Annotated in this window: 24 protein-coding genes; 5 read left to right on the top strand and 19 right to left on the bottom strand. The window is 74.2% G+C overall.

The genetic code is table 11. The features are described from left to right. From IH61_RS0111710 to IH61_RS0111720, 3 genes are all read right to left on the bottom strand, one after another. A partial coding sequence (locus IH61_RS0111710; RefSeq protein ID WP_234327141.1) for a serine/threonine-protein kinase occupies positions 1–828 on the bottom strand: 828 nt, incomplete at its 3' end. Further along, a complete protein-coding gene (locus tag IH61_RS0111715; protein WP_031068518.1) occupies positions 825–1,352 on the bottom strand; it encodes a hypothetical protein in 528 nt (175 codons plus the stop codon). The genes IH61_RS0111710 and IH61_RS0111715, both read right to left, overlap by 4 nt. Before the next feature lie 90 nt (positions 1,353–1,442). Beyond that, entirely contained in the window at positions 1,443–3,833 is a 2,391-nt protein-coding gene (locus tag IH61_RS0111720) for an ATP-binding cassette domain-containing protein (RefSeq protein ID WP_031068520.1), read from the bottom strand. A gap of 146 nt (positions 3,834–3,979) precedes the next feature. On the opposite strand from IH61_RS0111720, the gene IH61_RS0111725 reads away from it, so the two are divergent. Continuing rightward, a complete protein-coding gene (locus tag IH61_RS0111725; RefSeq protein ID WP_031068521.1) occupies positions 3,980–5,329 on the top strand; it encodes an acyltransferase in 1,350 nt (449 codons plus the stop codon). Between the two features lie 16 nt (positions 5,330–5,345). Here the strand turns inward: IH61_RS0111725 and IH61_RS0111730 are convergent, their stop codons facing one another. From IH61_RS0111730 to IH61_RS0111785, 12 genes are all read right to left on the bottom strand, one after another. Beyond that, positions 5,346–6,131 (bottom strand): DUF3050 domain-containing protein, encoded by a 786-nt coding sequence (locus tag IH61_RS0111730; RefSeq protein ID WP_031068522.1) that lies wholly within the window; start codon positions 6,129–6,131, stop codon positions 5,346–5,348. A 9-nt stretch (positions 6,132–6,140) separates the two neighbouring features. Beyond that, positions 6,141–7,109 carry an alpha-ketoacid dehydrogenase subunit beta gene (locus tag IH61_RS0111735; protein ID WP_031068524.1) on the bottom strand — a complete coding sequence of 323 codons (969 nt, stop codon included), beginning with the start codon at positions 7,107–7,109 and terminating at the stop codon, positions 6,141–6,143. Next, positions 7,106–8,086, bottom strand: a complete 981-nt coding sequence (locus tag IH61_RS0111740) for a thiamine pyrophosphate-dependent dehydrogenase E1 component subunit alpha (RefSeq protein ID WP_234327142.1) — start codon at positions 8,084–8,086, stop codon at positions 7,106–7,108. The genes IH61_RS0111735 and IH61_RS0111740 overlap by 4 nt, the downstream gene beginning before the upstream one ends. Then, positions 8,083–8,997 (bottom strand): phytanoyl-CoA dioxygenase family protein, encoded by a 915-nt coding sequence (locus tag IH61_RS0111745; protein WP_031068528.1) that lies wholly within the window; start codon positions 8,995–8,997, stop codon positions 8,083–8,085. Before IH61_RS0111745 ends, IH61_RS0111740 begins: the two co-directional genes overlap by 4 nt. A gap of 31 nt (positions 8,998–9,028) precedes the next feature. Continuing rightward, positions 9,029–10,012 (bottom strand): 4-hydroxyphenylpyruvate dioxygenase, encoded by a 984-nt coding sequence (gene hppD / locus IH61_RS0111750; RefSeq protein ID WP_031068531.1) that lies wholly within the window; start codon positions 10,010–10,012, stop codon positions 9,029–9,031. Positions 10,013–10,039: 27 nt separating this feature from the next. Further along, entirely contained in the window at positions 10,040–11,356 is a 1,317-nt protein-coding gene (locus IH61_RS0111755) for a beta-ketoacyl-[acyl-carrier-protein] synthase family protein (protein WP_078911024.1), read from the bottom strand. Then, a complete protein-coding gene (locus tag IH61_RS0111760; protein ID WP_031068535.1) occupies positions 11,353–12,969 on the bottom strand; it encodes a class I adenylate-forming enzyme family protein in 1,617 nt (538 codons plus the stop codon). Before IH61_RS0111760 ends, IH61_RS0111755 begins: the two co-directional genes overlap by 4 nt. 122 nt (positions 12,970–13,091) lie before the next feature. Further along, positions 13,092–13,676: a beta-ketoacyl synthase N-terminal-like domain-containing protein gene (locus tag IH61_RS0111765; protein ID WP_199823301.1), complete on the bottom strand. Its 585-nt coding sequence runs from the start codon at positions 13,674–13,676 to the stop codon at positions 13,092–13,094. A gap of 14 nt (positions 13,677–13,690) precedes the next feature. After that, the gene (locus IH61_RS0111770) at positions 13,691–14,845 is read right to left on the bottom strand and encodes a beta-ketoacyl synthase N-terminal-like domain-containing protein (protein WP_199823302.1); all 1,155 of its coding nucleotides are present in this window, start codon (positions 14,843–14,845) and stop codon (positions 13,691–13,693) included. After that, positions 14,842–15,129, bottom strand: coding sequence for an acyl carrier protein (locus IH61_RS0111775; protein WP_234327143.1), 288 nt, complete (start codon positions 15,127–15,129; stop codon positions 14,842–14,844). Before IH61_RS0111775 ends, IH61_RS0111770 begins: the two co-directional genes overlap by 4 nt. Continuing rightward, positions 15,126–15,413 carry a phosphopantetheine-binding protein gene (locus IH61_RS0111780; RefSeq protein WP_031068544.1) on the bottom strand — a complete coding sequence of 96 codons (288 nt, stop codon included), beginning with the start codon at positions 15,411–15,413 and terminating at the stop codon, positions 15,126–15,128. Before IH61_RS0111780 ends, IH61_RS0111775 begins: the two co-directional genes overlap by 4 nt. Before the next feature lie 71 nt (positions 15,414–15,484). Further along, the gene (locus tag IH61_RS0111785; protein ID WP_031068545.1) at positions 15,485–16,849 is read right to left on the bottom strand and encodes a class I adenylate-forming enzyme family protein; all 1,365 of its coding nucleotides are present in this window, start codon (positions 16,847–16,849) and stop codon (positions 15,485–15,487) included. 246 nt (positions 16,850–17,095) lie between these two features. On the opposite strand from IH61_RS0111785, the gene IH61_RS0111790 reads away from it, so the two are divergent. Genes IH61_RS0111790 through IH61_RS0111805 form a run of 4 tightly spaced genes read left to right on the top strand, consistent with a single transcriptional unit; the run spans position 17,096 to position 21,287 of the window. After that, positions 17,096–18,193 (top strand): alpha-hydroxy acid oxidase, encoded by a 1,098-nt coding sequence (locus IH61_RS0111790; protein WP_031068547.1) that lies wholly within the window; start codon positions 17,096–17,098, stop codon positions 18,191–18,193. 55 nt (positions 18,194–18,248) lie between these two features. Continuing rightward, entirely contained in the window at positions 18,249–19,025 is a 777-nt protein-coding gene (locus IH61_RS49540; protein ID WP_031068549.1) for a class I SAM-dependent methyltransferase, read from the top strand. A gap of 37 nt (positions 19,026–19,062) precedes the next feature. Then, positions 19,063–19,998, top strand: coding sequence for an alpha/beta hydrolase (locus IH61_RS0111800; protein ID WP_031068550.1), 936 nt, complete (start codon positions 19,063–19,065; stop codon positions 19,996–19,998). After that, the gene (locus tag IH61_RS0111805) at positions 19,995–21,287 is read left to right on the top strand and encodes a PLP-dependent aminotransferase family protein (RefSeq protein ID WP_031068552.1); all 1,293 of its coding nucleotides are present in this window, start codon (positions 19,995–19,997) and stop codon (positions 21,285–21,287) included. The genes IH61_RS0111800 and IH61_RS0111805 overlap by 4 nt, the downstream gene beginning before the upstream one ends. A gap of 64 nt (positions 21,288–21,351) precedes the next feature. On the opposite strand, the gene IH61_RS0111810 is transcribed toward IH61_RS0111805, so the two are convergent. From IH61_RS0111810 to IH61_RS0111825, 4 genes are all read right to left on the bottom strand, one after another. Then, entirely contained in the window at positions 21,352–22,116 is a 765-nt protein-coding gene (locus IH61_RS0111810) for an ABC transporter permease (RefSeq protein ID WP_031068554.1), read from the bottom strand. A gap of 19 nt (positions 22,117–22,135) precedes the next feature. Continuing rightward, positions 22,136–23,179: an ATP-binding cassette domain-containing protein gene (locus IH61_RS0111815; RefSeq protein WP_324607596.1), complete on the bottom strand. Its 1,044-nt coding sequence runs from the start codon at positions 23,177–23,179 to the stop codon at positions 22,136–22,138. 103 nt (positions 23,180–23,282) lie between these two features. Then, positions 23,283–24,455 carry a glycosyltransferase gene (locus IH61_RS0111820; protein WP_031068556.1) on the bottom strand — a complete coding sequence of 391 codons (1,173 nt, stop codon included), beginning with the start codon at positions 24,453–24,455 and terminating at the stop codon, positions 23,283–23,285. Further along, a complete protein-coding gene (locus tag IH61_RS0111825; RefSeq protein WP_158844914.1) occupies positions 24,452–24,733 on the bottom strand; it encodes a hypothetical protein in 282 nt (93 codons plus the stop codon). Before IH61_RS0111825 ends, IH61_RS0111820 begins: the two co-directional genes overlap by 4 nt. Positions 24,734–24,837: the final 104 nt, after the last annotated feature.

Raw genomic sequence — 24,837 nt, forward strand, 5'->3', positions numbered from 1 at the left:
GCGCTGGTCGGGGGCTTTGGCGAGGGCGCGGGCGAGGACGGCTTCGACCGGGGTGGGGAGATCGGGGCGGTGTTCGTGGAGGGTGGGTGGGGGGTCGTTGAGGTGGGCCCAGAGGAGGGCGAGGTCGCTCTCGCGGCGGAAGGGTGGGGTGCCGGCGAGGAGCTCGAAGACCACGCAGGCCAGGGCGTACTGGTCGCAGCGCCCGTCGAGTGGTTTGCCGGAGATCTGTTCGGGGGCCGCGTAGTCGAGGGTGCCGACGATCTGGCCGACGCTGGTCAGGCCGCTCAGGGAGAGGGACTTCTTGGTGAGCCCGAAGTCGGCCAGGTACAGGTGCTCGGGGTGTTCGCCGTCCGTTCCGGCGGCGACGAGGACGTTGCCGGGTTTGACGTCCCGGTGCACCAGGCCGTGGGCGTGGGCGGCGTCGAGCGCGGAGGCGATCTGCAGGGTGAGGTCGGTGACCCGGTCGAGCGGGAGGGGGCCGGTGCGGGTCATGAGGGAGCGCAGGTCCCCGCCCTCGACGTAGCGCATGGCGAGGTACAGGATGCCGTCCTGCTCGCCGGCGTCGAAGACCGGGACGATGTGGGGGTGGTCGATCGCGGCGGCGGCCTCCGACTCGTGCATGAACCGTTTGCGGAAGACCTCGTTGCGCGCCAGTTCGGGGGCGAGCAGCTTGACGGCGACGCTGCGGCCGAGCCGCAGGTCCTTGGCGCGGTAGACGACCGCCATGCCGCCGCGCCCGATCTCCTCCTCGAGCCGGTAGGCCGCGACGCGCCGCCCGACCAGTCCGGAGGGCAGGGCGGCGGTGGCCGGGACTTCGGCGGCGCTCACGGCTCGCCCGCCTGGGTGGGCGCGTAGGCGCCGTCCCCACTCGGTGCGGGCGCGGCCGCGTACGGCTGGGACTGCAGTCCCTCGCCGTAGCTCCAGCGGTCCTGCGCGGGGTCGAAGACCCACACTCGCGGGCCGTCCAGCACCAGGCCCACCCGCAGCCCGCGCGTCCGCTCCCGGAAGGTGGACTGGTCGAGGCCGCCCGCCGCCAGGGCGTCCAGCAGGGCCCGGTAGCGGGCGAGGGCAGCCTCGACCTCGGCGAGGGCCGCGCGTGCGTCGGGGGTGGGCGCGGGGGCGCCGCCGGTCTCGGGCGGGGGCTGGGGGAGGAGGACCAGGAGGCGGCCGTCGACCCAGGTGGTCCAGCCGTTGGAGCAGAGCACCTGCGCCCAGTCGCCCTGGCGGGCGAGTACCCGTACGGGGAGCAGCTCGTCCAGCCGGGCGGAGGGCCGGGCGGGGTCCGGGGCCGCCCAGCTGGCCATCCCGCCCGGCGGGGCGACATGGCTTGGGCGGAATGCGAACTCGTCCATTGCTGGCTGCACTTCCTCGCTGCTCCTCCACTCTACCGGCGGGCCGACAACCGGGGCTGTCGCCGAACCGGGGCCATCGCCGAACCGGGACTACCGCCGCATGATGGCGGGCTCGTGCCGCCGCAGCAGGGCCAGGACGAGCAGCCCGTACGCCGCCGAGAGCACGGGGAGCACGGCGATGCTGACCAGCCAGCCGGTGCGCTCGTGGCGGAACATCGGGTCGGCGGTGATCGCGGTCGGGAACACGGTGTGCAGTTCGACCGTGCGGGCCATCGCCGACAGGCCCCAGCGGGAGGGGATCAGCCAGGCGAACTGCTCGAGGCCGGGCACGCCGTGCAGTTTCAGCATCAGCCCGCTGAAGACGATCTGCACCACGGACAGCAGCACGAGCAGCGGCATGGTGGCCTCCTCCTTGTCCACGAGGGCGGAGACGACCAGGCCGAGCATCATCGCCGAGAAGGCGAGCAGCGCCACCGCGATGATCAGCTCGGGCAGTTGGGGCATCACCACGCCGGTGGGCACCGCGAAGGAGAGGTTCACCCCGGCGAGGCCGACCACCGTCAGCACGGCGGCCTGCGCGACGGTGACGGCGCCCAGCACCACCACCTTGGAGACCAGGTAGGCCGATCTGGAGAGCCCGACCACCCGCTCCCGCCGGTAGATGGCGCGCTCCTTGACCAGCTCGCGCACCGAGTTGGCGGAGCCGGTCAGCAGGCCGCCGATGCAGAGGGTGAGCAGGCAGTTGACGGCGTTGTCGGGGGACAGGCGCGAGCCGGCCATGGCCCGGCACATCAGGCCGATGACGAAGGGCAGTACGACCATGATGGTGAGGAAGAGCCGGTCGGCGGCCAGGACGGAGGTGTACCGGCGCACCAGGGTGCTGAGTTGGGAGAACCAGCCCTGGGGCTTCTCGCGCCCGATCACCGGCAGTGACGAGGCGAGGGGCGGGGCGAGGGGCGGGGCGAGCGGCGAGGCGAATGGCGGGGAGACGGGCGGGGTGACGGGCGGAGCCGCCTCGGCCGCCACGTACCGCCCGTACTGCGGGGAGGCGCGGAAGCGCTGCTGCCAGGCGGCGTGCTCCTCGTTCTCGAACGCCTCGAAGGCTTCCGGCCACTCCTCGAACCCGAAGTAGCCGAGCGCCTCGCCCGGCGGCCCGTAGTAGGCGGTGCGCCCGCCCGGGGCCAGGACCAGCAGCCGGTCGCAGACGTTCAGGCTCAGCACGCTGTGCGTCACCACGACCACCGTGCGTCCGTCGTCGGCGAGCCCGCGCAGCATGTGCATCACGGAGCGTTCCATGCCCGGGTCGAGCCCGGAGGTCGGCTCGTCCAGGAACAGCAGCGAGGGCTTGGTGAGCAGCTCCAGGGCGACGCTGACGCGTTTGCGCTGGCCGCCGGAGAGGCTGGAGATCACCTGGTCGGTCCGGCTGCTCAGGCCCAGCTCGCCGATCACCTCGTCGACGCGGGCCTCGCGCTCGTGCCGGGCGGTGTCGCCCGGGAAGCGCAGTTCGGCGGCGTAGGCGAGGGCGCGGCGCACGGTGAGCTGGGTGTGCAGGATGTCGTCCTGCGGCACGAGGCCGATGCGGCGGCGCAGCTCGGCGTAGTCGCGGTACAGGTCGCGTCCGTCGTAGAGCACCGTGCCCTCGTCGGCGGGGCGCAGCCCGGTGAGGGCGTTGAGCAGGGTGGACTTTCCGGCGCCGCTGGGGCCGGCGACGGCGAGCAGCGCCTTCTCGGCGAGCGGGAAGCTGACGTCGTCGAGCAGTACCCGGTGGTCGGGGCCGACGCGCACCACGAGGTGCTGCACGTCGAGGGAGATCTCGCCGGTGTCGGTGTACTCGACGAGTCGGCCGTCGTCGAGGCAGAGGGCGGAGTGGCCGATACCGACGATGTCGGCCGGGCCGACGGGGGCCCGCTGGACGGGGCGGCCGTTGAGGTAGGTGCCGTTGTGGCTGTTCAGGTCGACGATCTCGTGGCCGCCGTCCGGCAGTTCGCGCAGTTCGGCGTGGTGGCGGGAGACGACCAGGTCGTCCAGGACGAGGTCGTTGTCGGGGGAGCGGCCGATCCGCACGGCGCGCCCGGGCAGTTCCAGGACGGAGCTGGGGCGGCGGAAGGTGCTGGAGGACTGCGGGGCGAGCAGGGAGGTCCGCGCGTCCGGGTCGGAGCGGGGCAGGCCCGCGAAGGTCGCGGAGGGGCCGGTGGCCGGGTCCCCGAACCGCAGGCTGGTGCCGGGGCCGACGTCCTCGCCGGTGACGCGCTGCCCGTGGTCGTAGGTTCCGTTGGTGCTGCCGACGTCCTCGAGGCGCCAGTGGTCGTCCACGGCGTGCAGTACCGCGTGGTGCCAGGAGACCCGGGGGTCGGGCAGGACGATCTCGCCGGTCGGATCTCGGCCGAGGTGGTAGGCGCGGCTCGGATCGATCAGCCGTGACCCGGTCTCGGTGACCAGGACGAGGGGCGGCGCGGTGGGTGCGCCCGGGCGCTCTCCCATGCCGAGCATTCTAGTTCCGGACCGTGTGCTCCGCGCATCGGACCGGATTGCTCCGGATCGTGGATTGGACTGGACCACCTGCTCGGCGCGGCACTATCGTTCGGCGTGCCCGCCGCCGGCGTCTCGATCACTTGGGGACGGAACTCATGAGCATCTGGCCGCAGTTGAGCCGTCGCCGGATCGTCAGGGCCGGGCATGCCACCGGCCGGGAGCTGCGCTGCGGGCTGATGGACACGATGCTCGCGGACCTCTCCGTCTCCGTCGTCCTCTACTTCGAGCGCCCGCTGGACGAGGACCGGCTCGCCGAGGGCCTGGCCCTCGCCCTGGAGCGGGTCCCGGTGTTCGCCGGACGGCTGCGCACCGAGGGGGAGCAGCTGACGGCCGTCTGCGACGACACCGGCGTGCCGCTGGACGTCTACGCCGTCGAGGGCACCCTCGCCGAGGCCATGGGCCGGGCCACCGCGACCGGCTCCGAACTCGTCGACCCGGTGGACGCCCGCGCCGCCCGCCTCGGCGGCCTCCCGCTGCTCACCGTCCGCCTCACCCGCACCTCGGACGGCGGGACGGTCCTCGGCTGCTCCTGGCACCACGCGATCGGGGACCTGCAGAGCTTCATGCTGCTGATGCGCGCCTGGTCGGCGGCCGTCGAGGGCGAGCTGCTTCCGGAGGCCGAACTCGTCGACGACCAGGACGCGTTGCTGCACTCCGTGCTCCCGGAGAAGGACTGCGGCCGGCCCGGCTTCCGGCTGCCCACGGCCGCCGAGGCGCAGTTGCTGGCGAACGAGGTGGCCTTCGCGCCGCGCGCCAACCGGATCGTGCAGGTGCTCCTCACCGAGGACGAAGTGCGCCGGATGCGGGAGGAGTTCAGCGCCAAGGCCGGGCGCAGGCTCTCCTCGGGGGACGTGGTCTGCGCCCATCTGATCAGCACCCTGCGGGAGTTGGACGAGGACGAGGCCGAGCGGATGGTCACCGTCCCGGTCAACGCCCGCCGCTGGCTGGGCCTTTCACCCGCCCTGGTGGGCAACCTGCTGAGCGAGGTGCACCTGCCGCACCGGCCCGGGGACGGGGCGGCGGCGCTGGCGGCCGCGCTGCGTACGGCGGTGGAGGAGTTTCCGGCCGAGCACCTCAACCTGCGCGCCAACCTGGCCTTCCTCGCCGCGGCGGGCCGCTCCCGGATGGCCGACTGCGTGCCGCTGGGCTTCGACCCGGCGGCGCGCCGCTTCAGCTTCTCCAACTGGAGCCGCTTCGGCGCGTACGGCATCACCTTCCAGGGGCAGCGGCCGGTGCTGTTCAGTCCGGCGGCCAACTTCCCCGTCCCGTGGGTGTGCTGGACGGTGGAGGGTTTCGACGGCCGGGGCTTCCTGTGCACGGTGGTGCTGCCGGCCAGGCTCGCGGCCCGGGCGCGCGGGGTGCAGGGCCGGGCGGCCCTGCACCGCTACCGGGCGGCGGCCGACGCGCTGCCCGCGACGGCCGCCCTGGTGCCCAGGATCATCTGACGCGAGGTCGAAACCGTCAGAACGACTGCTCGATCGCCGTCCAGAGCCGCAGCCGGGCCTCCAGCGCGAGCTGGACGGTCTCGGCGCAGGACTCCCACTTGGCCCGGTCGTCGCCGCACAGGTCGATCAGCATCTGCATGGCCATCGGGGTGTGCTGCTCGCCGTCCACCTCGATGTGGCGGGCCAGGTAGTCCTTGAAGACGGTGAGCACGCCGTCCGGGTCCGGGATCCCGACAACCTGGGTGAACATCTCCGGGATCAGGTCCTCGCGGCCGAAGGCGAACGCGGCGGCCCGGCAGTGCACCGGCGCGTCCTCGACGATCGACCAGGTGGTGGTCGTGAAGTCGACGGCGGCCTGGGGCACCTCGGCGGCCTTCAGGGCCAGCGGGACGGCGCTGCCGGAGCCCAGCTGGGCCAGGAACTCCGCCATCGGGGCCGGGTCGGCCCCGGCCTGGCGCATGCCCTCGACGTACAGCTCGAAGTGGCTGGTGTAGCCCTCGCCGAGCTCGTCGCTCTCCTCGACCAGCACGATCTCGTTGATCAGCCGGCGGCTGGCGGTCGGGCCGTTCGGCACCCAGGGGACCTCGACGCAGGTGAGGTCGCGCTGGAGGCTCTTCAGCAGCGACATGAAGTCCCAGACTGCGAAGACGTGGCTGTTCAGGAAGGTGCGGACGCGGTCGATGCTGGTCAGCCCGTGGTAGACGGAGTGGCCGACGACCTCGCGGCGCAGCGGGTCGATGGCCTGCTGGAGGCTGGTCAGGCCGGGGTGGCTGCGGTCCCAGTGGTAACGGTTGGTGGACAACTCGGCTCCTTAGGTGTGCTTGAGGACGGCGTGCAGCGCGTGGCGCAGCTGCTCGCGGGAGGGCTGTAGGGCGCGGTCGAGCGCGGGGGCGAAGGGCAGGACGGCGCCGTCGGGGCGGGTGATGCGCCGGGGCGGGGCGACCAGGCGCATCTCCTCGGCGGCGGTGGCCAGCAGTTCGGCGGCGAAGCCGCAGCTGCGGTTGGAGTCGTCGAGGACCACCAGGCGGCCGGTGCGCTCCAGGGAGGCGGCGAGGGCCTCCCGGTCGAAGGGGTACAGGGTGCGCGGGTCCAGCACCTCGACGGAGATCTCGGGTGCCAGCTCCTCGGCGACGGCGAGCGCGTCGTGGACGAGGTGGCCGACCGCGACCACGGTGACGTCCGTGCCCGGGCGGTGGATGCGGGCGCGGCCGAGCGGGATCGGCTCCAGCTCCCAGGTGACGGTCTCGCGTACGGGCAGGGCGGCGGCGGGGGCGAAGACCACCACCGGGTCCTCGTCGCGGATCGCCGAGCGCAGCAGCCCGTAGGCGTCCGTCGGGGTGGCGGGCACCACGGTCTTCATCCCGGCGTGGGCGAAGAGGCTGTACGGGTGGTCCGAGTGCTGCCCGGCCCAGCCGTCCCGCGAGCCGGAGCCGGGCACCAGGCAGGTGATCGGCACGGACGCCTGGCCGCCGGTCATGAGCGAGAACTTGTGTGCCTGGTTGACGAGTTGCTCGAATACCAGGAACAGCAGCGAGGGGATCTGGAACTCCAGGACGGGCCGGCGCCCGGCCAGGGCGGCGCCGATCGCCATGGAGGTGAACGCCTGCTCGGAGAGCGGGGTGTCGACGATCCGCTCGGCGCCGAAGCGGTCCAGCAGGCCCAGGGTGGGGCCGGCCATCCCGGCGCCGATGTCCTCGCCGAAGACGCACACCGCCGGGTCGTCGGCGAGTTCGTCGGCGAGGGCCCGGTTGAGGGCCTTGGTGTAGGAGAGTCTGGTCACGCCGTCGCCCCCGCCCGGGGGCGCAGCCCGTCCGCGTACAGGTGGTCCAGCGCCCCGGCCGGGTCGGGGTGCGGCGAGGCGAGGGCGAACTCCTCGGCCCTGCCCAGCAGTTCGGCGACCTCCCGGTCGATGGCCCCGACGGCGGCGGCCTCGAGCAGGGCGGCGGCGCGGGGGAGCGGGTCCTGGTCGCGCCAGGCTTCGACCTCCTCGGGGGTGCGGTAGCGCAGTTTCATCCTGCGTTCCATGGTGTGGTGGCCCTCGTAGCGGTAGGTGCGGCACTCCAGGAACCCGGGGCCGCCGCCGTCCGCCGCCCGCTGGACGGCGCGCAGCGCGGCGGCCCGTACGGCCTCCACGTCCATGCCGTCGACCCGTTCGGCGGGGATGCCGAAGGCTTCGGCGCGGCCGGTGGCGCTGCCGGCCACGGCGGTGGCGGCGGGCAGGGTGGTGGCGTAGCCGTTGTTCTCGCAGACGAAGACCACCGGCAGGCGCCACATCGCGGCGAGGTTGAGCGACTCCAGCAGGACGCCCTGGTTGAGCGCGCCGTCGCCGAAGAAGGAGACGGCGACGGCGCTGGTGCGGGCCTGGCGGGCGGCCCAGGCGGCGCCGACCGCGATCGGGGCTCCGGCGCCGACGATGCCGTTGGCGCCGAGGATGCCGAGCCCGAGGTCGGCGGCGTGCATGGAGCCGCCCCGGCCGCGGTTCAACCCGTCGACGCGGCCCGCGAGTTCGGCGAGCAGCCGGTCGGGGGCCACGCCCCGGGCGAGGACGTGGCCGTGGCCGCGGTGGGTGCTGGTGAGGGTGTCGGCCGGGCCGAGCGCCGAGCAGACGCCGACCGCGACGGCCTCCTGGCCGATGTACGGGTGGATGCCGCCGGGGATCGCCCCGGCCCTGACCAGGGCGAGTGCCAGTTCCTCGAAGCCGCGGATCAGCCGCAGCATCCGGTAGCGCTCGCCGGGGGAGTCGAGGGGTGCGGTCACAGGACCCCTCGCCAGGTGGTCGGGCAGTACGCCGGGTCGGCGTAGTCCGGCCGGTCGTCGGCGGTGCGGCGCACCAGCACGTCGTGGTTGTACACCACCGGGCCGCCGTCCGCCTTCTCGTGTCGGCGGTACTCGTTGGCGCCGTCCTGCAGGTGCAGGGAGACGGCGCGGCGCGGGAAGTCGGCCAGGTTGGGGCCGGAGCCGTGGTAGGTGCGGCAGTGGTGGAAGGACATGTGGCCGCGCGGGATGAGCATCGGGACCTTCACGACCTCGGCGCCGTTGTGGGCGGCGTTGGCGGCCAGGATGGCGTCCAGCTCGCTGCCGTCGCGGTCGGCGAAGTGCCGGGTGGAGTCCTCACCGGAGGGCAGCTCCTTCCAGCGGTGGCTGCCGTCGACCATGGTGATGGTGCCGTTCTCCTCCCGGCAGTCGTGGAAGGGGATGAAGGCGGTGAGCATCTCCTCCGAGGAGGAGGTCTGCCAGTAGTGCTTGTCGAAGTGCCACGGCACCCGGTTGCTGGGCTCCTCGGGCACCGGCGGCTTGAGGATCAGGGTGGACTGGAAGATCCGGATCTCCTCGGCCCCGGCGAGCAGCGCGGCGACGGCGCCGACCAGCGGCTTGCGCAGGATCGCGCCGATGGCGTCGCTCTCGTAGTGCACGTAGTCGTTGTGCCGCTGCACCGGGCCGTGCGAGGGCTCCCAGGCGGCCAACCGGGGCGGGCGGACGGGGAGTTCGCGGTCCCGCTCGCCCGCGTAGTAGCGCTCGGTGGCGGCCTGGAGGGTGTCCAGCTCCTCGTCGGTGAAGAGCTTTCCGGTCAGGTACCAGCCGTGCTCGCGGTAGTGCGCCACCTCCTCGGGGGTGGGCAGCAACGCGCGGTCGGCGTCGGTGAGGTGGAACTCGGCGGTGGTGGTCATCGGCGCGCTCTCCTTCTCGGTGGCGGGGTCGTCAGCGGGCGTCGGTGCTCTGGCGCTCGACGGCCTCGTACAGGGCCTTGATGTTCGCCGTGCCGAAGGTCCCCGCGCCCTGGCGCTCGATCAGCTCGAGGAAGTAGGTGCGCCGGGGGTGGGTGGAGCGGGCGAAGATCTGGAACAGCTGGCCGCCGTGGTCCTGGTCGACGAGGACGTGCAGGTCGCGCAGGGTTTCCACGGGGATGGCCGTCTCGCCGAACCGCTCGGCGAGCGCGTCGAAGTACGCACCGGGGGTGGTCAGGAACTCCACGCCGCGCGCGCGGATCGTCCGGACGGCTGTGGCGATGTCGCGGGTGCTGAACGCCAGGTGCTGCACGCCGGCGCCGCCGTGCGAGGTGAGGAACTCGTCGATCTGGCCGGGGCGACGAGCGGTGTCGGGCTCGATCAGGGTGAAGGTGACCTCGCCGGAGGCGCTCTGCACCACGCTGGAGTCCATGGCCTGCTCGCCGACCTCGATGTACTCGCCGAAGATCCGGTGGAAGCCGAGCGCGGCCTCGCAGAACCTGACGGACTCGGCGAGTTGGCCGGCGGGGACGCAGATCGCGACGTGGTCGAGGGTGTCGAGCAGGCCGGGGCCGGCCGCCGGGTCGGTGGTGCGCAGCGGGACGAAGCGCAGGGCGGTGTCGCCGAAGCCGGCGATCAGCCCGCCCGCGCGGTCGATCACCCGGGCGCCGTGCCGCTCGGCGCGGTCCATCGCGGCGTTCGGGTCGGCGCAGCCGAGGGCGAGCACGGCGACGGCGTCCCCGTGGCGGGCGACGAAGGAGGAGACGGGGTGGCCGGGGTCGGCGGCGTCGGCCAGGTGCAGGCGGATGGTGCCCTGGTGCAGGGCGATGGTGCGGGTGCCGTCGGGCGCGGCGACGGGGGCTTCGGCGGTGAAGCCGTAGTCGGCGCAGAGGCCGGCCGCGTACTTGTCGGCGTCTTCGCAGTGGAATTCGACGTGGCTGATGGTCTGGACGGTCATCGGGATCTCCCCCGGAGGGATGGTGGATTAGCGGGTTGACCGGGTGGACGCCGGGCCGAGGATCAGGCTGAGGTTGTGGCCGCCGAAGGCGAAGGCGTTGCTCAGAGCGGCGCGCACGGGGCCGGTGCGGGCGGCGCCGCGGACGTGGTCCAGGTCGCAGGCCGGGTCGGGGTCGGTCAGGTTGAGCGTGGGCGGCAGCGTCCCCCGCGCCACCGCCATGGCGGTCACGGCGGCCTCCAACGCGCCTGCGGCGCCCAGGAGATGGCCGGTGGCGCCCTTGGTGGAGCTGACCGCGGGGCGGTGCTCGCCGAAGACGGCGTTCAGCGCGGCGGTCTCGGCCACGTCACCGATCCTGGTGCCGGTGCCGTGGGCGTTCACGTAGTCGATGTCGCCCGGCGTCAGGCCCGCGTTGGCGAGGGCGGCGCGCATCGCGTCGGCGGCGCCGGAGCCGTCCGGGCGGGGCATGGTCGGGTGGTGGGCGTCGGTGGAGGCGCCCCAGCCGATCACGTCGGCGTAGCCGCCGGCGCCCCGGGCGTCGGCGTGCTCGGCGCGTTCCAGGACGAGGACGGCGCTGCCCTCGCCGAGGACGAAGCCGTTGCGCCGGCTGTCGAAGGGCCGGCTGGCCTCCGTCGGGTCCTCCCAACCCTGCGCCAGGGCGCGGGCGTTGGTGAAGGCGGCGGCGATGGTCGGGTGCAGCGAGGACTCGGTGCCGCCGCACACCACCACGTCCGCGTCGCCGGAGCGGATCAGCCGCAGCCCCTCGGCCACGGCCTGGGCACCGGCCGCGCAGGCCGTCACCACGGCCGAACTGTAGCCCCGGATGCCGTGCTTGATGGCGATCCGGGCGGTGGCCATGTTGGAGAGCATCCCGGGCAGCAGGTACGGGCTCACGCCGGGGCGGCCGCGCTCCAGGCGGCGGTGGGACTGCTGCTCGAAGGTCTCCAGGCCGCCGCCGCCGGTGGCCAGCACCACGGCGGTGCGGTGCGGGTCGACGTCGCGCCCGACGGCCAGGCCCGCGTCGGCGAGCGCGTCGTCGGCGGCGGCCAGGGCCAGCAGCACGAAGCGGTCCACGCAGCGGGTCTCGGTGGGCGGCAGTACCTCCTTGCCGTCCACCGGTGGGGCGATCCCGGCGGCGGGGAGCCAGCCGTGGGCGGCGTGGCCCTCGGGCACGGCGCTCAGGCCGGAGCGGCCGGCGGCCAGCGCCTCGAAGACCTCGGCGGGCTTGCGGCCGAGCGGCGAGACCAGGCCCAGGCCCGTGACGACGGCGCCGGGCCGTGCGCCGCGCCTGCTCGAGTCCTGCTCTCCCTCAGTCTCCGGCCGGGGGTACCCCCATCGCTCGCTCATGCGCTCACCGCGCCGAGATGGCGCTGACGCAGCAGGACCTTGCGGACCTTGCCGGTCGGGCCGAGCGGGATGTCCTCGCCCGAGACCACCAGCACCTGGCGCACCGTCGCGGCGCTGGCCTCGTCGAGGGCGGCGGTGACGGCCTTCGTACGGTCGAGGCCGGGCTCGGCGCCCTCGGCGAGGATCAGCAGGACGTCGGTGACCACGCGGTCGCCGTCGCGCACGGCCACGACGGTGCAGTCCAGCACGTCGGGGCAGGCGGCGAGCACCCGTTCCTCGGACATGGCGGTGAACAGCCGCTCGCCGCCGTCGAGTTGGACGGAGTCCACGACGCGGTCGACGTGGTAGTAGTAGCCCGCCTCGTCCCGGTACATCAGGTCCCCGGTGAGGAAGCGCCCGCGCAGCCGGGTGCGGAAGGTGGTGGCCGAGTCGTTCCAGTAGCCGAGCGCCAGGGTCGGGGAGGCGGTGGCGAGTTCGCCGACCTCGCCGGGGCCGAGCGGCTCGCCGTCCGGGCCGACCACCTCGCAGTCGACGAAGGCGTGCGGGCGGCCCACGCAGCGCCCGTAGCGCTCGGTGCCGGGGCCGTGGGTGACGAAGAAGTGCGAGTGGCCCATCTCGGTGGAGCCCAGGCCGTCCACGAAGAGCGAACCGGCTTCGCGGGTACGGCCGTTGCGGGTGACGGTCCGGCGACTTCCGGTGGCGATGAGGCGGCGGATGTGCACCTCGTGGGCGCAGTCGCCGGTGTTCCACCAGAGCGCGACGGACTCCAGGTCCCGTGCGGCCAGGTCGTGGTGGGCGAGGTCGGCCCAGGTGGCGGCGAAGCCGATCACCCCGCTGGGGCGCCACCGCTCGATCGCCTCCAGCACCCCGGCGCCGGACTGGCCGGAGAGCAGGGCGAGTTCGGTGTGCGAGCTGAGCGCGAGGTTGAGGGCGATCAGGGTCGCGGCGTGCGGGGCGGGCAGGGCGCTGAGCATCCGTTCCTGGCCCTGGGGGCGCGGCAGCCCGAGGCGGTGGTGGATCGCCGCGTACAGGCTGGTGTGCGAGTGGACGACGGCTTTGGGCATGCCGGTGGTGCCGGAGGAGTGGGTGATCGCCACCGGGTCGCCGGACCAGTGCCGGTACGGCGCCGGGGCGGCGTCCGGGTCGCCCGCGCCGAGGGTGCCGATCTCGGGCAGCAGCGGCGCGCCGACCTCGTGGCCGGCCAGGGCGGCCAGGTGGGCCTCGTCGGCGAGTACGCCGGCCGCGCCGAGGCGGGCGATGTAGCGGGCGGCGCGCTCGCCGTCCAGGTTGGGGTTGAGCAGGGCGGGGATGGCGCCGAGGCGGGCCAGGGCGAGGAAGGCGAGCACGTGGTCGGCGGCGGCGCTCGCGTACACCACCACCGGGTCGCGGTGGGTGATGCCCAGCAGGTGCAGCGCGCCGGCGCGGGCGCGGACGGCGCGGTCCAGCTCGCGCAGGGTGAAGGGCTGCCAGGCGGCGTGGTCGTCGACCGGGGTGTCGAAGGTGATCAGCGGGTCGTCCAGGGCGAGGCCGAGAGCGAGCCGGGCCTCCAGGACGTTCCCGGCGCCGACGGCGGGGTCGTCCGCGAGCAGGCGGCGGAGACTGCGGATGGACACGAGTGGCTCCCTCTCGGGCGTTCGGTGGCAGGGCGGGTGGGGCAGGCGGTGCAGGGCAGGCAGGCGGGGCGCGCTTCGACGGCGGCCCGGCGGAAGGTGTGCGCGTGGTGGTCGGGGGCGGGTCAGTCGGCCAGCAGGGCGGCGACGGCCCGGTGAGGGCCCTGGGCCGTCTCCTCGGCGGCGATGACCAGGACGCGGTCGGCGTCCCCGTCCGCGATCAGCAGCGCGGCGTGGTCGAGCGCGTCGGCCGGGATGCGGCCGGGTGCGGTCTCGGCCGGGCGTATTGCCACGACGGGGCCGGTCAGGCCCCAGCGGGCGGCGATGTGCCCGAGGACGGCGTTGGGGTTGGACTGGAAGAACAGCAGGGGTGCGGGCCGTCTCCCGGGCTCGGCGGACTCGTCGATGGCCCGCGCGGTGGCGCGGTCGCCGCTGGTGCTGGCCAGCAGCAGGGCGGTGCGCCCGGGGGCCGGGGGCTGCCCGTGGTGGGCGGCGAGGCAGCGGTCGGCGACCTCGGCGACCAGCGGGTTGAAGCCCGAGGAGGCGAAGCCGGGCAGCGGCGGCGGGGGTGCGGCGTCGTCGTCGGCCCGGGCCTCGGCGATCACGCGCAGCCCGTACGCCGTCGCGGCGGTGGTGACGGCGGTCATGGTGCTGGCGGTGTTCGTGGCGTTCGTGGCGTTCATGGTGTTGGTGGTGCTCGTAATGTTCATGGTGTTCATGGTGTTCATGCGGCGGCCAGCAGCAGGGCGGTGTTGGCCCCGCCGAAGGCGGAGTTGAGGCTGAGGGCGTGGCCCGGGCGGGCGGCGCGGGGGCCGTCCAGGACGAGGTCGAGGCCGATCTGCGGGTCCGTTCCGAGGGCGCCGGCGTTCACCGGGAGCAGGCCGGAGTCCAACGCGCCGACGGTGACGGCGAGTTCGAGCAGGGCGGAGGCTTCCAGGGCGTGTCCGTGCACCGACTTGCTGGAACTGACCGGCAGTTCGGCGGTGTGCGGGCCGAACACCCGGTGCAGGGCGCGGGCTTCGGCGAGGTCGGCGAGGGTGGAGCCGGTGCCGTTGGCGTTGACGTAACCGACCTCGGCCGGGGCGATTCCGGCGCGGGTGAGCGCGGCCTCGATCGCCCGGGACAGGCCCGTGCCCTCCGGTTCGGGGCGGCAGACGTGGTGGGCGTCCCCGGAACGGCCCCAGCCGGTCAGCCGGGCGAGCGCGGTGGCGCGGCGCCGCTCGGCGGCCGGGGCCGCCTCGAGCAGCACGGCCACGGCCGCGTCGGCGAGCAGGGTGCCGGTGCGTCCGCTGCTGAACGGGCGTAGCTCGCCGTCGCGGGCCAGGGCGCGCCCGGCGTCGAAGACGGCGAACACCCCCGGCTCGACGAGGTGCCCGGCCGCGACCAGCACGCGCTCGTGCCGTCCGGTGGCGACCATCGCGGCCGCGTCGGCGACGGCCGTGGAGGCGGCCACGCAGGCGCCGGTGTACACCCGGGTGACGCCCGGGGCGCCGCACAGCCGCTCGACACCGGCGGCGACCGCCCGGGCGGTGGCGCCGGTGCGCTCGTCGCTGTGGAGGGCGAGCAGGACGGGCGTCCCGTCAGGGAGCGGTCCCACCTGCCCGATCGCGTCCAGTACGGCGCCGGCCACCGGGGACGCTCCGGCCGGCGGCATCGTGGCGGCCACCGGCACCTCCTCGGGCAGCAGCGCCGCCCGGGTGGTGCGGCGGGCGCTCACGTCGAAGCGGGTGACGTCGCCGAAGGAGGGCCTGCCGTGGGCGGCGGCCTCGCTCAGCGCGGCGAGCCCGCGTCCGGCGGCGCTGAGCACGCCGACGCCGGTGACCAGGACGGGCCGGCGCCCGCCCGGCGGTGCGATCCCCGAGAGCCGGGCGCCGGTCACGGCCGGGCGCCCGCGCGCTCGGCGAGGACGGTGGCGCGCAGCAGCTCGGCGGCGTCGTCCACGGTGCGCACGGCGGCGAAGCCCTCGTCGTCGAGGTCGAGCTGGAAGCCGTAGCGCTGCTCGAACTCGGCGATCAGCCAGGTGAGCTCGAGCGAGCCGAGCTCCTCGGGCACGGACTCGGCGGCGCGCTGCCCGAACGCCGCCAGCATCGAGATCACCTCGGCCCGGTCGGGCAGTGCCCGACCGGCCCCGTCCACGGCGACCCCATCGTCCAGGGCGGTCACGCCGCGTCACCGACCGGGGCGGCGGCGCTGGTGGCCAGGGCGTCGATGCGCTTGGCGACGTCGGCGGTGAACTCGTCGAGCGTCATCATCGCGGTGGTCTCCATCTCGTCCAGGTCGAACTTGATCCCGAACTCGTCCTCGACCTGCACCGACAGTTCGGCCAGGGCGAGCGACTCGAGGTCCAGACCGGCCGGGCCGAGGTCGGTGTCCCCGGTGACCTCGGAGACGTCGTACTGCATGTCGGTCAGGGAGGCGAGGACGAACGCGCGGATGCGGTCCTGCATGGTGGGCTCCTAGCTCGGTCGGTGCGGGTGGTGCGTGAGGGGGCCCGACGTCAGGGTTCGACGTCAGGGGTTCAGCGCGGGGCGGTCGCGGCGGTGTCGCGCAGGGCGGCCGGGTCGCGCAGCAGTTTTCCGGTGGCGGTACGGGGCAGTCGGGGCAGCAGCGCCAGGCGCCGCGGCCGCTTGTAGGCGGCGAGCCGGCGGGCCAGCCCGTCGTGCACGAGGGAGAGGTCCGCGTCGGGTTCGGTGGCGAGGTACGCCTCGATGGCGCCGTCCTCGAAGACGACGACGGCCTCGCGGACCTCGGGCAGTGCGGTGAGCGCCTGCTCGACCTCGGTGAGGTCGACCTTGAGGCCCCCGATCGAGACCTGGGAGTCGAGCCGGCCGAGGACGGTGACCAGGTCGTACACCTCGTCCAGCTCGGCCGCGTCCCGGGTGTGCAGCCAGCCGTCCGACCAGCGGGTCGGGTCGTCCAGCCCTGGGTACGGGGAGGTGGGCGCGCCGATCTGCAGCTCGCCGCCGACGAGGCGCAGCCGCATCCCGTGGACGGGCCGCTTCGCCGGGTTGAGCGCGCCGGACAGGTCGGTGGCGATGACCCCGGTCTCGGTCATGCCGTACATGGTGCCGAGCGGCACGCCGTAGCGTTCGGTGAACAGCGCGGCCAGCCCGGGGCGGACGAGTTCGCCCGCCACGATCATCCGCCGCAGCAGCGGCAGCGCCGGGGGAGCGACGGTGCCCGCCAGCAGTTCGGCGTGGAACGGCACGCCGATGACGGTGGTCGGGCGGTCGCTCGCGGCGACGGCGGCCAGGATGCCGGCCGCGGTCATCCGCTCGGGGATCGTCAGCGCGGTGCGGGCGCGCAGCGCGTTGAGCAGTCCGCCGACCAGGCCGAGCACGTGCACCACCGAGGAGAGCAGCACGACGCGGTCGCCCCCGCCGGGGAAGTCCATGAGTCTGCGGTAGCAGTCGAGTTCGCGGATCACGTCGCTCGCGGTGCGGGCGATCACCTTGGCCGGGCCGGTCGAGCCCGAGCTGAGCTGGATCAGCGCGTGCCCGGTGGCGGCCGGCCGGCCCCCGGGCAGGGCGACGGCCTCCGGCTCCACCTCGGAGAAGCCGCGCAGCGCCGAGGCCGGTCCGTGGGTCGCGCCGACCAGCACCTGGGGGGCCAGCCGCTCCACCGCTGCCTCGATCTCGTGATCGGTCAGGCGGTGGTCGAGCAGTGCGACTTGCGCGCCGAGGCGCCAGCAGGCCAGCAGCGACGTGACGAAGGCCACCGAGGGCGGCAGGCGCAGCGCGGCGGTGCCGCCGGGCCCGAGCCCGACGGCGGCCAGCCGGGTGCACTGCTCCTCGACCAGCGCGCGCAGGGCGGCGCGGTCCAGGGGCGTGCCGAGGTGCAGGCACTCCTCGCCCCCCGGCCCGGCCAGCAACAGTTCGTCCACCCAGTTCTCCTGGGCGTCGGCGTGAGGTGGCGGGGAGGGCGGAAGTGAGGAGGGGGAAATACGGGTCAACACCGCTCCACGAAGCGAGGGGATTTGACATGAACGCCGTTAATATCCAAAACGGTCAATTCCGTGGCCAGACCTTGGCACAGACGATTGGTCAAATCAAGGTCTATACCAATGGGACCCTTCCTCCTACGCTGCCGAACCGGGACTGGTCCGAGCGTGGCCGTCCGGGAAACGAGGATGCCCGTGGGAGCACTCACGCTGGCCGGGATCGAACGCGCCGCGCGCGCAGAACTCACCCGGGAAATCTGGGACTTCATCGCGGGCGGAAGCGGCGACGAACGCACCCTCGCGGCGAACCGCGAAGCCTTCTCCCACTATGCGCTTCGCCCCCGAACGATGGTCGACGTCACCACCTGCGAACCCGCCCTGACCCTGCTCGGCAGCCCCCTCGGCACACCGCTCGGCATCGCCCCCATGGCCTACCACCGGCTCGTCGACCCGGACGGGGAGACCGCCACCGCCCGCGCCGCCGGCCGCGCCGGAGCCCTGTTCGTGGCAGGAATGTTCGCCAGCCGCACCCTGGAGGAGATCGCCGAGGCGTCCACCGGCCCGCTCTGGCTCCAGCTGTACTGGCTGCGCGAACGCGAGGCCCTCACCGCCCTGGTGGAGCGCGCCGAGGCATCCGGCTTCCGGGCACTGGTCCTGACCGTGGACGCCCCAAGGATCGGCAGACGGCTGCGCGACCTGCGCAACGGCTTCGCCATCCCGCCCGATGTCCGCGCCGTCAACCTCGACCCCGCCCTGATGAGCGCCAGCCACCGGGCCGCCGACGGCAGTTCGGGCATCGCCGAACACGCCCGCCGCCAGTTCGACCCCAGCCTGACCTGGGCGGACCTCGCCTGGCTGCGCCGACGCACCCGGCTGCCCATCGTCCTCAAGGGCATCCTCACCGCCGAGGACGCCCGCCTCGCCGTCGAGCACGGCGCCGACGCCGTGCTGGTCTCCAACCACGGAGGCCGTCAACTCGACGGTGCGATCCCGGCCCTGGCCGCCCTGCCCGAAGTCGTCGACGCCGTCCCCGCCACCGTGCCCGTCCTCCTCGACGGCGGGGTGCGCACCGGCGCCGACCTGGCCACCGCCCTGGCCCTCGGCGCCCGCGCCGTCCTGGTCGGCCGGCCCGTGCTCTGGGGCCTCGCCACCGGCGGAGAAGCTGGAGTGCTGCGGGTCCTCGACCTGCTGCGCGACGAACTGGAGCACACCATGGCCCTGTTGGGCCGCCCCCGGCTCGCCGACCTCGACCGCACGGCCGTCACCCCCTGGCCCGCGAGGGCGTGAGCCCGAATGAACCGGGGCGCTACCGGGCCCCGTTCACCATGAAAAGAGACCCACGATGACCACACCCGACACCCGATTCCCCGGCTGGGACTGGGACGACCCCGACGGACTGGCCACCCGGCTCGACGAGTTCAGCGCCGACGTCGCCACCTGCACCACCCTCGAGCCCCACCCCGGGCCCCTGCCGCAGACCCAAGCGGACTTCCGCGAACTCGGCCTCACCGGAATCGAGTTCGCCGCCTTCCGCACCGCTCACCCCGAGGGCCTCGGCACCGACCTCGCCACCCTGCGCAGCCCCGACACGGCCGCCGAACCCGGCACGCTCTACCGCGTCGACGGCGAGCGCTGGTTCACCCGGCTCGACATCTCCAAGCCCCTGCCCTTCGCCGACGCCAGCGTCGACTGGGTGTACGCGGAGCACCTCATCGAGCACGTCACCATGCCCGTCGCCGTCGGCTGGCTGAGCGAGGCCCGCCGCGTCCTGCGCCCCGGCGGCGTCCTGCGCGTCACCACCCCCGACCTCGCCCGCTACCTGGTCGGCTACGCCACCGGCGACGGCTTCCTCACCAAGCACCGCCGCCGCCTGACCACCCTCGGCTTCGGCCCGCCGATGCCGGACCGCCCGGCGTTCCTGGTCAACCAGATCTTCCGCCACTACGGCCACCAGTGGATCTACGACCTGGACGAGCTGCGCCACGTCCTCACCCGGGCGGGCTTCACCCCCGACCGCATCCGCCACTGCGCCTACCGCCAGGGCGTACGCCCCGACGTCGCCGACCTCGACACCGCCTTCCGCACCGACGAGACCATCTACGTCGAGGCCGACCGCTAGATCCCTCACACAGAGACACCGAACGGGACAGCCACCCATGCCCCTCAACCCCCAGGCCGAAGCCTTCCGTGCCCGCCGCGCGGCCGACGGCGCGCCGCCGCTGTACACCCTCACCCTCGCCGAGGCCCGCGCCGCCGACCTCGCCGACATCCAGGCATCCGCCGGCACCCCCGAGCCCGTCGCCGCCGTCGAGGAGCACCGCATCCCCGGCCCCGGCGGCGACCTCACCCTCCGGCTCTACCGCCCCGAACCACCCGGGCGCGAACTACCCGCCCTGCTCTACCTGTTCGGCGGCGGCTGGACCCTCGGCTCGCCCGACACCAGCGACGCGATCTGCCGCCGCCTGACCAACGCCGTCGGCTGCGTCACCGCCTCCGTCGGCTACCGCCTCGCCCCCGAGCACCCCTTCCCCGCCGCCCTCCACGACTGCCACGCCGCCCTCCGTCAACTCGTACACAGAGCATCCGAGTTCGGCATCGACCCGACCCGCCTCGCGGTCGGCGGCGACAGCGCCGGCGGCAACCTCACCGCCGCCCTCACCCTGCTCCTGCGCGCCGAGGGCGGCCCCTCCCTGCGGCACCAGCTGCTGGTCTACCCCAACACCGACCACGGCGCCGACACCCCCTCGCTGCGCGAACACGACGACCCGGCGCTGTTCAACCGCCGCTCCGTCGCCTGGTACTGGGGCCACTACCTCGCCGACCCGGCCGACGGCGCCCGCCCGTACGCCTCCCCGCTGCGCGCCGACACCCTGGCGGGCCTGCCGCCCGCGACCGTCCTCACCGCCGAGTACGACCCGCTGCGCGACGAGGGCGAGCAGTACGCCGAGGCCCTGCGCGCCGCCGGCGTGCCCGTCGACCTGCGGCGCTACGAGGGCGTGCCGCACGGCTTCTTCGCCATGACCGGCACCCTGGACGCCGCCGCCGAGGCCCAGGCCCACGCCGCCGAGCGCCTCCGGGAGGCCCTGCGATGATCCTCGACCTGGCCGAGCTGCACGCCTCGCTCTCCGACCCGCTGCTGGACGCGATGACCTTCCTCAACGAGGTCACCACCCGCTACCCGGACGCCGTCTCCTTCGCCCCCGGCCGCCCCTACGAGGGCTTCTTCGAGCCCGAGGACGTCCCCCGCTACCTCGACGCCTACCTCGCCCACCTCGCCGAGCGGGGCCTGGACCGCGACGCCGTGCGCACCACCCTGTTCCAGTACGGCCCCACCAAGGGCATCATCGCCGACCTGGTGGCCCGCACCCTCGCCAACGACGAGGGCCTCACCGCGGCCCCCGAAGCCCTGGTCCTCACCGTCGGCGCCCAGGAGGGCATGCTGCTGACCCTGCGCGCCCTGTGCGCGGGCCCCGAGGACGTCCTGCTGGTCAGCTCACCCTGCTACGTCGGCGTCACCGGCGCCGCCCGCCTGCTGGGCATCGCCACCCGCCCCGTCCCCGAGGGCCCCGACGGCGGCCCCGACCCGGAGGCCGTGCGCGCCGCCGCCCGCGCCGTACGGGCCGAGGGTGGCCGCCCCCGCGCCCTCTACGTCGTCCCGGACTTCGCCAACCCCTCCGGCACCAGCATGCCCCTGCGGGCCCGCACCCGGCTGCTGGAGACGGCGGGCGCCGAGGGCCTGCTGGTCATCGAGGACAACCCCTACGGCTTCTTCGCCCGCACCCCCGGCGAGCGCCCCACCCTCAAGGCCCTGGACCGCGAGCAGCAGGTCGTCTACCTCGGCTCCTTCGCCAAGACCTGCTTCCCCGGCGCCCGCCTCGGCTACGTCCTCGCCGACCAGGAGGTCAGCGCGCCCTGCGGCCGCACCAGCCTGCTCGCCGACGAACTCGCCAAGCTCAAGAGCATGACGACCGTCAACACGCCCGCGCTCAGCCAGGCCGTGATCGGCGGCATGCTCCTCACCCACGACTGTCGGCTGCGCGCCGCCAACGCCCGCGCCACGGCCCACTACGCGGCCGGCATGGACACCCTGCTGCGGGAGCTGGAGCGGCACTTCCCCGCCTCCGGGCAGCGCAGCCTCGGCGTGTCCTGGAACCGGCCCGAGGGCGGCTTCTTCGCCGTCCTGACCGTGCCCTTCGTTGCCGACGAGGAGGCCATGGAGCGCTGCGCCCGCGAGTACGGGGTGCTGTGGACGCCGATGGCCCCGTTCTACCCGGCGGGCGGCGGCGAGCGCCGGCTGCGGCTGTCCGTCAGCTCGGTGACGCAGGACCAGATCATCGACGGGGTGGCCAAGCTGGCGGCCTTCATCACCGCCCGGGCCTGATCCCCCGGACGCACGAGTAGGGCCCGGTCCACGCGGACCGGGCCCTACTCGTACGGAAGGGGGATCAGCGCACCCGGGTGGAGAACAGCCGCGCCGACCAGTACACGGCCAGCGCCGTCATCACCACCACGACCAGCAGCCCCTGCCACACCGCGCTGTCCCCGGCGTGCCCGGAGAAGAGCGCGCGCATGCCCTCCACGGCCCAGTAGAAGGGGTTCCAGTGCGCGATTCCCTGCAGCCACCCCGGCGCCAGGGTGAGCGGCAGCAGCACCCCCGACAGCAGCGCGATCGGCTGGGCGATGGTGTTGACCACCGGCGCCATCGCCGCGTCGGCCGGCACCATCAGCGCGATCCCGTAGGAGATCGCCGAGGTCATCAGCGCCAGCAGCCCCAGCAGCACGTAGGCGAGCAGCAGGTTCAGCGGGCTCACCCGCAGCCCGAAGGGCAGCGCGATCAGGGTGATCAGCACCGCCTGGACGAGCAGCGCCACCATCTCGCGCAGCGCCCGCCCGAGCAGCAGCGCCAGCCGGCTGACGGGCGTGACGCGGGAGCGCTCGATGATCCCGGCCTTGAGCTCGCCGAGCAGGCTGAAGCCGGTGAAGAGCCCGCCGAAGATGCACAGCACCGCCAACAGGCCCGGCACGTACACCTGGTAGGCGTCGGCGTAGCTGATCGTGCCCTGCGGGGCGAGCACCTTCTTGAGCAGGGGCGCGAACAGCAGCAGGTAGAACAGGGGCTGGATGATCCCGACGGCGATCCACACCGGCGTGCGGGCCATCAGCAGCAGCTGGCGCTGGAAGACCAGCCAGGTGTCGCGGGCGAGCTTCACGGTCTCCCCAAGAGGTCGGTCAGGACTGTTGCAGCGAGCGGCCGGTGCGGGCGAGGAACACGTCGTCCAGGCTGGGCCGTTGGAGGCGGACCGTCCCCGGCCGCACCCCCGCCCCGTCCAGGGCGCGCAGCAGCTGCGGGATGGCCGCCGCGCCGTCCTCCAGGTAGAGGCGCAGGCCCTCCTCGCCGTCGGGCTCCAGCCGGTGCAGGTACGGCTGCGGGCGCAGCACCTCGGCCGCGCGCTCGATGACTCGCTCGGCCGATTCCTGGCCGGGCTCCAGCCCGAGCAGCACGACGTCCCCGGAGATCTCGCGCTTGAGCGCCTCGGGAGTGCCCTCGGCCACCACCTCGCCGTGGTCGACGATGGAGACGCGGTCGCAGAGCGCGTCCGCCTCGTCGAGGTAGTGCGTGGTGACGACGACGGTCATGCCCTCGGTGCGCAGCCGCCGGATCTCCTCCCAGACGTACGCCCGGCTGGCCGGGTCCAGCCCGACGGTGGGCTCGTCCAGGAACAGCACCCGGGGCCGGTGGATGACGCCGAGCGCGATGTCGACGCGCCGGCGCTGGCCGCCGGAGTAGGTGGCGCAGGTGCGGTCGCCGAAATCGCCCAGGTCGAAGGCTTTGACCGCGTCCTCGGCGGCCCGGACGGCCTCCGCCTTGGCCGCGCCGTACATCCGCGCCTGGAGGACCAGCTCCTCCCGGGCGGAGACGTTGTCGGTGGTGCCGCCGCCCTGGGCGACGTAGCCGATCCGGCGGCGCACTCCCGCCGGATCGGCGAACAGGTCGGCGCCGGCCACCTCGGCCCTCCCGCCGTCGGGGCGGATCAGGGTGGCCAGCATGCGCAGGGTGGTGGTCTTCCCGGCGCCGTTGGGCCCGAGGAATCCGAAGATCTCCCCGGGGGCGACGGAGAGGTCGATGCCGCGCACGGCGTCGACGGTGGAGGTGTCCCCGCTCCTGCGGGAGGTCTTCTTGCGGTAGGACTTGCGCAGTCCCGTGGTCTCGATCAACCGGAACTCCCGTACGGGGATGGGCTGCCACGGCACCTCGGACGCGGTGCTCGGCACCTGCCCTGACGGTGCCGCAGGGCGGTACTGCTGCGCCACCCTAGGGCGAACCGGGGTCCGGAAACAATGGCCTAGACCAATGGACCTGTGATCACCGGTTCTGCTAAAGGGGCGTCCGCGCGGGTGCCCCGACCAGCGCCTCCAGCCGGTCGGCCGCCGCCACCGCGCCCCCTCCCGCGAGCAGGTCGCGGCCGACGCGAACCGCCCGTTCCCGTACGTCCGGTGACTCCAGGACGGTGCCCAGCGCCTCCGCCAGCCGCTCCGGCGTCACCCGGGCGAACGGCACCCGCAGGCCCGCCCCGGCCGCCGCCACCTGCGCGGCGACGAAGGGCTGGTCGTGCCGGATCGGCGCCGTCACCAGCGGCAGCCCGTGGGCGAGCGCCTCGCCGACGGTGTTCATCCCGCCGTGGCAGAGCACCGCGTCCAGCTCCCCGCGCGCCATCAGCTCCAGGACCGGCGCCCGGTCCACCGCCACCGCGTGGGAGGGAAGTTCGGGCAGCAGCTCGCGCGGCGCGGCGAACACCGGCTGCACGCCGGGCCCGCACAGCTCCAGCGCCAGGACGGCCCGCGAGAGGAACCCGGCGCCCAGCTCGCCCGCCAGCGTGCCCATCGTCACCAGGACGCGCCGGCGGCCCGGCGTCAGGCGCTCCCACGGGAAGTCCGCGTCGGCCGGCCGGGTGCGCAGCACCGGCCCGACCAGGGCGTGGTGCGCGGGCGGCGCGGCCTCGCCGGTCAGCGCGGGGCCGGTGGTGGCCAGCAGCAGGGCGGGGGAGAAGCGCGGATCGGTGAACTCCTCCTCGGGCAGCTCGGCCCGCTCCCACAGCCCGCGCAGCAGGCCCTCCGTCCACGCCTCCACCTGCGGCAACGCCCGGTAGGGGCGGCCCAGTTCCATCGCCCCCGGCGCGAAACTCGCCCAGGGCAGCCCGTGCCGGTGGGCCGCGATCGCCCCCGCCGGGGTGTGCTGGTCCACCAGCAGCGCGTCCGGGCGGAACTCGCGCACGATCGTGTCCAGCGGCTTCGCGGTGAACCGCGCGTACGGGACGATGAAGCCCTCCCACAGCGAGCGCAGCGCGGCCAGCCCGTGCCCGCCCTGCGCGCGGAAGGCCCGCGTCCCGGTGCCGAGCACCTGCGCGTCCGGCCCGAGCAGCGGGCGCAGCACCGTCTCGGTGCCCGTCCAGGCGACCTCGTGGCCGCGCGCGGTCAGTTCGGCGGCGATGCCCGCCGCCGGATTGACGTGCCCGGTCAACGGGGGCATCACCAGCAGGAAACGAGTCATGACCGGTCCTCCTCGGGCAGCAGCCGGTGCAGGTCGGCGACGGTCAGGGCCTCCAGGGCGGCCAGGTCGAGCCCGGACCGGAGCCCGGCCAGGTCGGCGCCCGGGCCGAAGCGGGCGCGCAGCAGGGCGTCCAGGGCGGCGAGTTCGCACTCGTCCAGCAGGAGGTCCCCGTCGAGGCGGGACTGCGGGGTGATCGCCTCCGCCCAGTCGGGCGGGGCGTCCGCCGCCTCGGCCAGCAGGGTGATCAGTTCGGGGTGCAACGGCCCGCAAGGGGGCATGGGTTCACGGTCTGACAAGGGAGTTTCTCCCGTCGGCTCGACGGCACGGGGTGGTCGCGACGGCCCCGGGCGCACGGTGGGCGCGGGCGGTCGCGCAGGAGTCT

Origin of the sequence: Streptomyces sp. NRRL WC-3742, assembly GCF_000720635.1 — a bacterium.
GTDB lineage: Bacteria > Actinomycetota > Actinomycetes > Streptomycetales > Streptomycetaceae > Kitasatospora.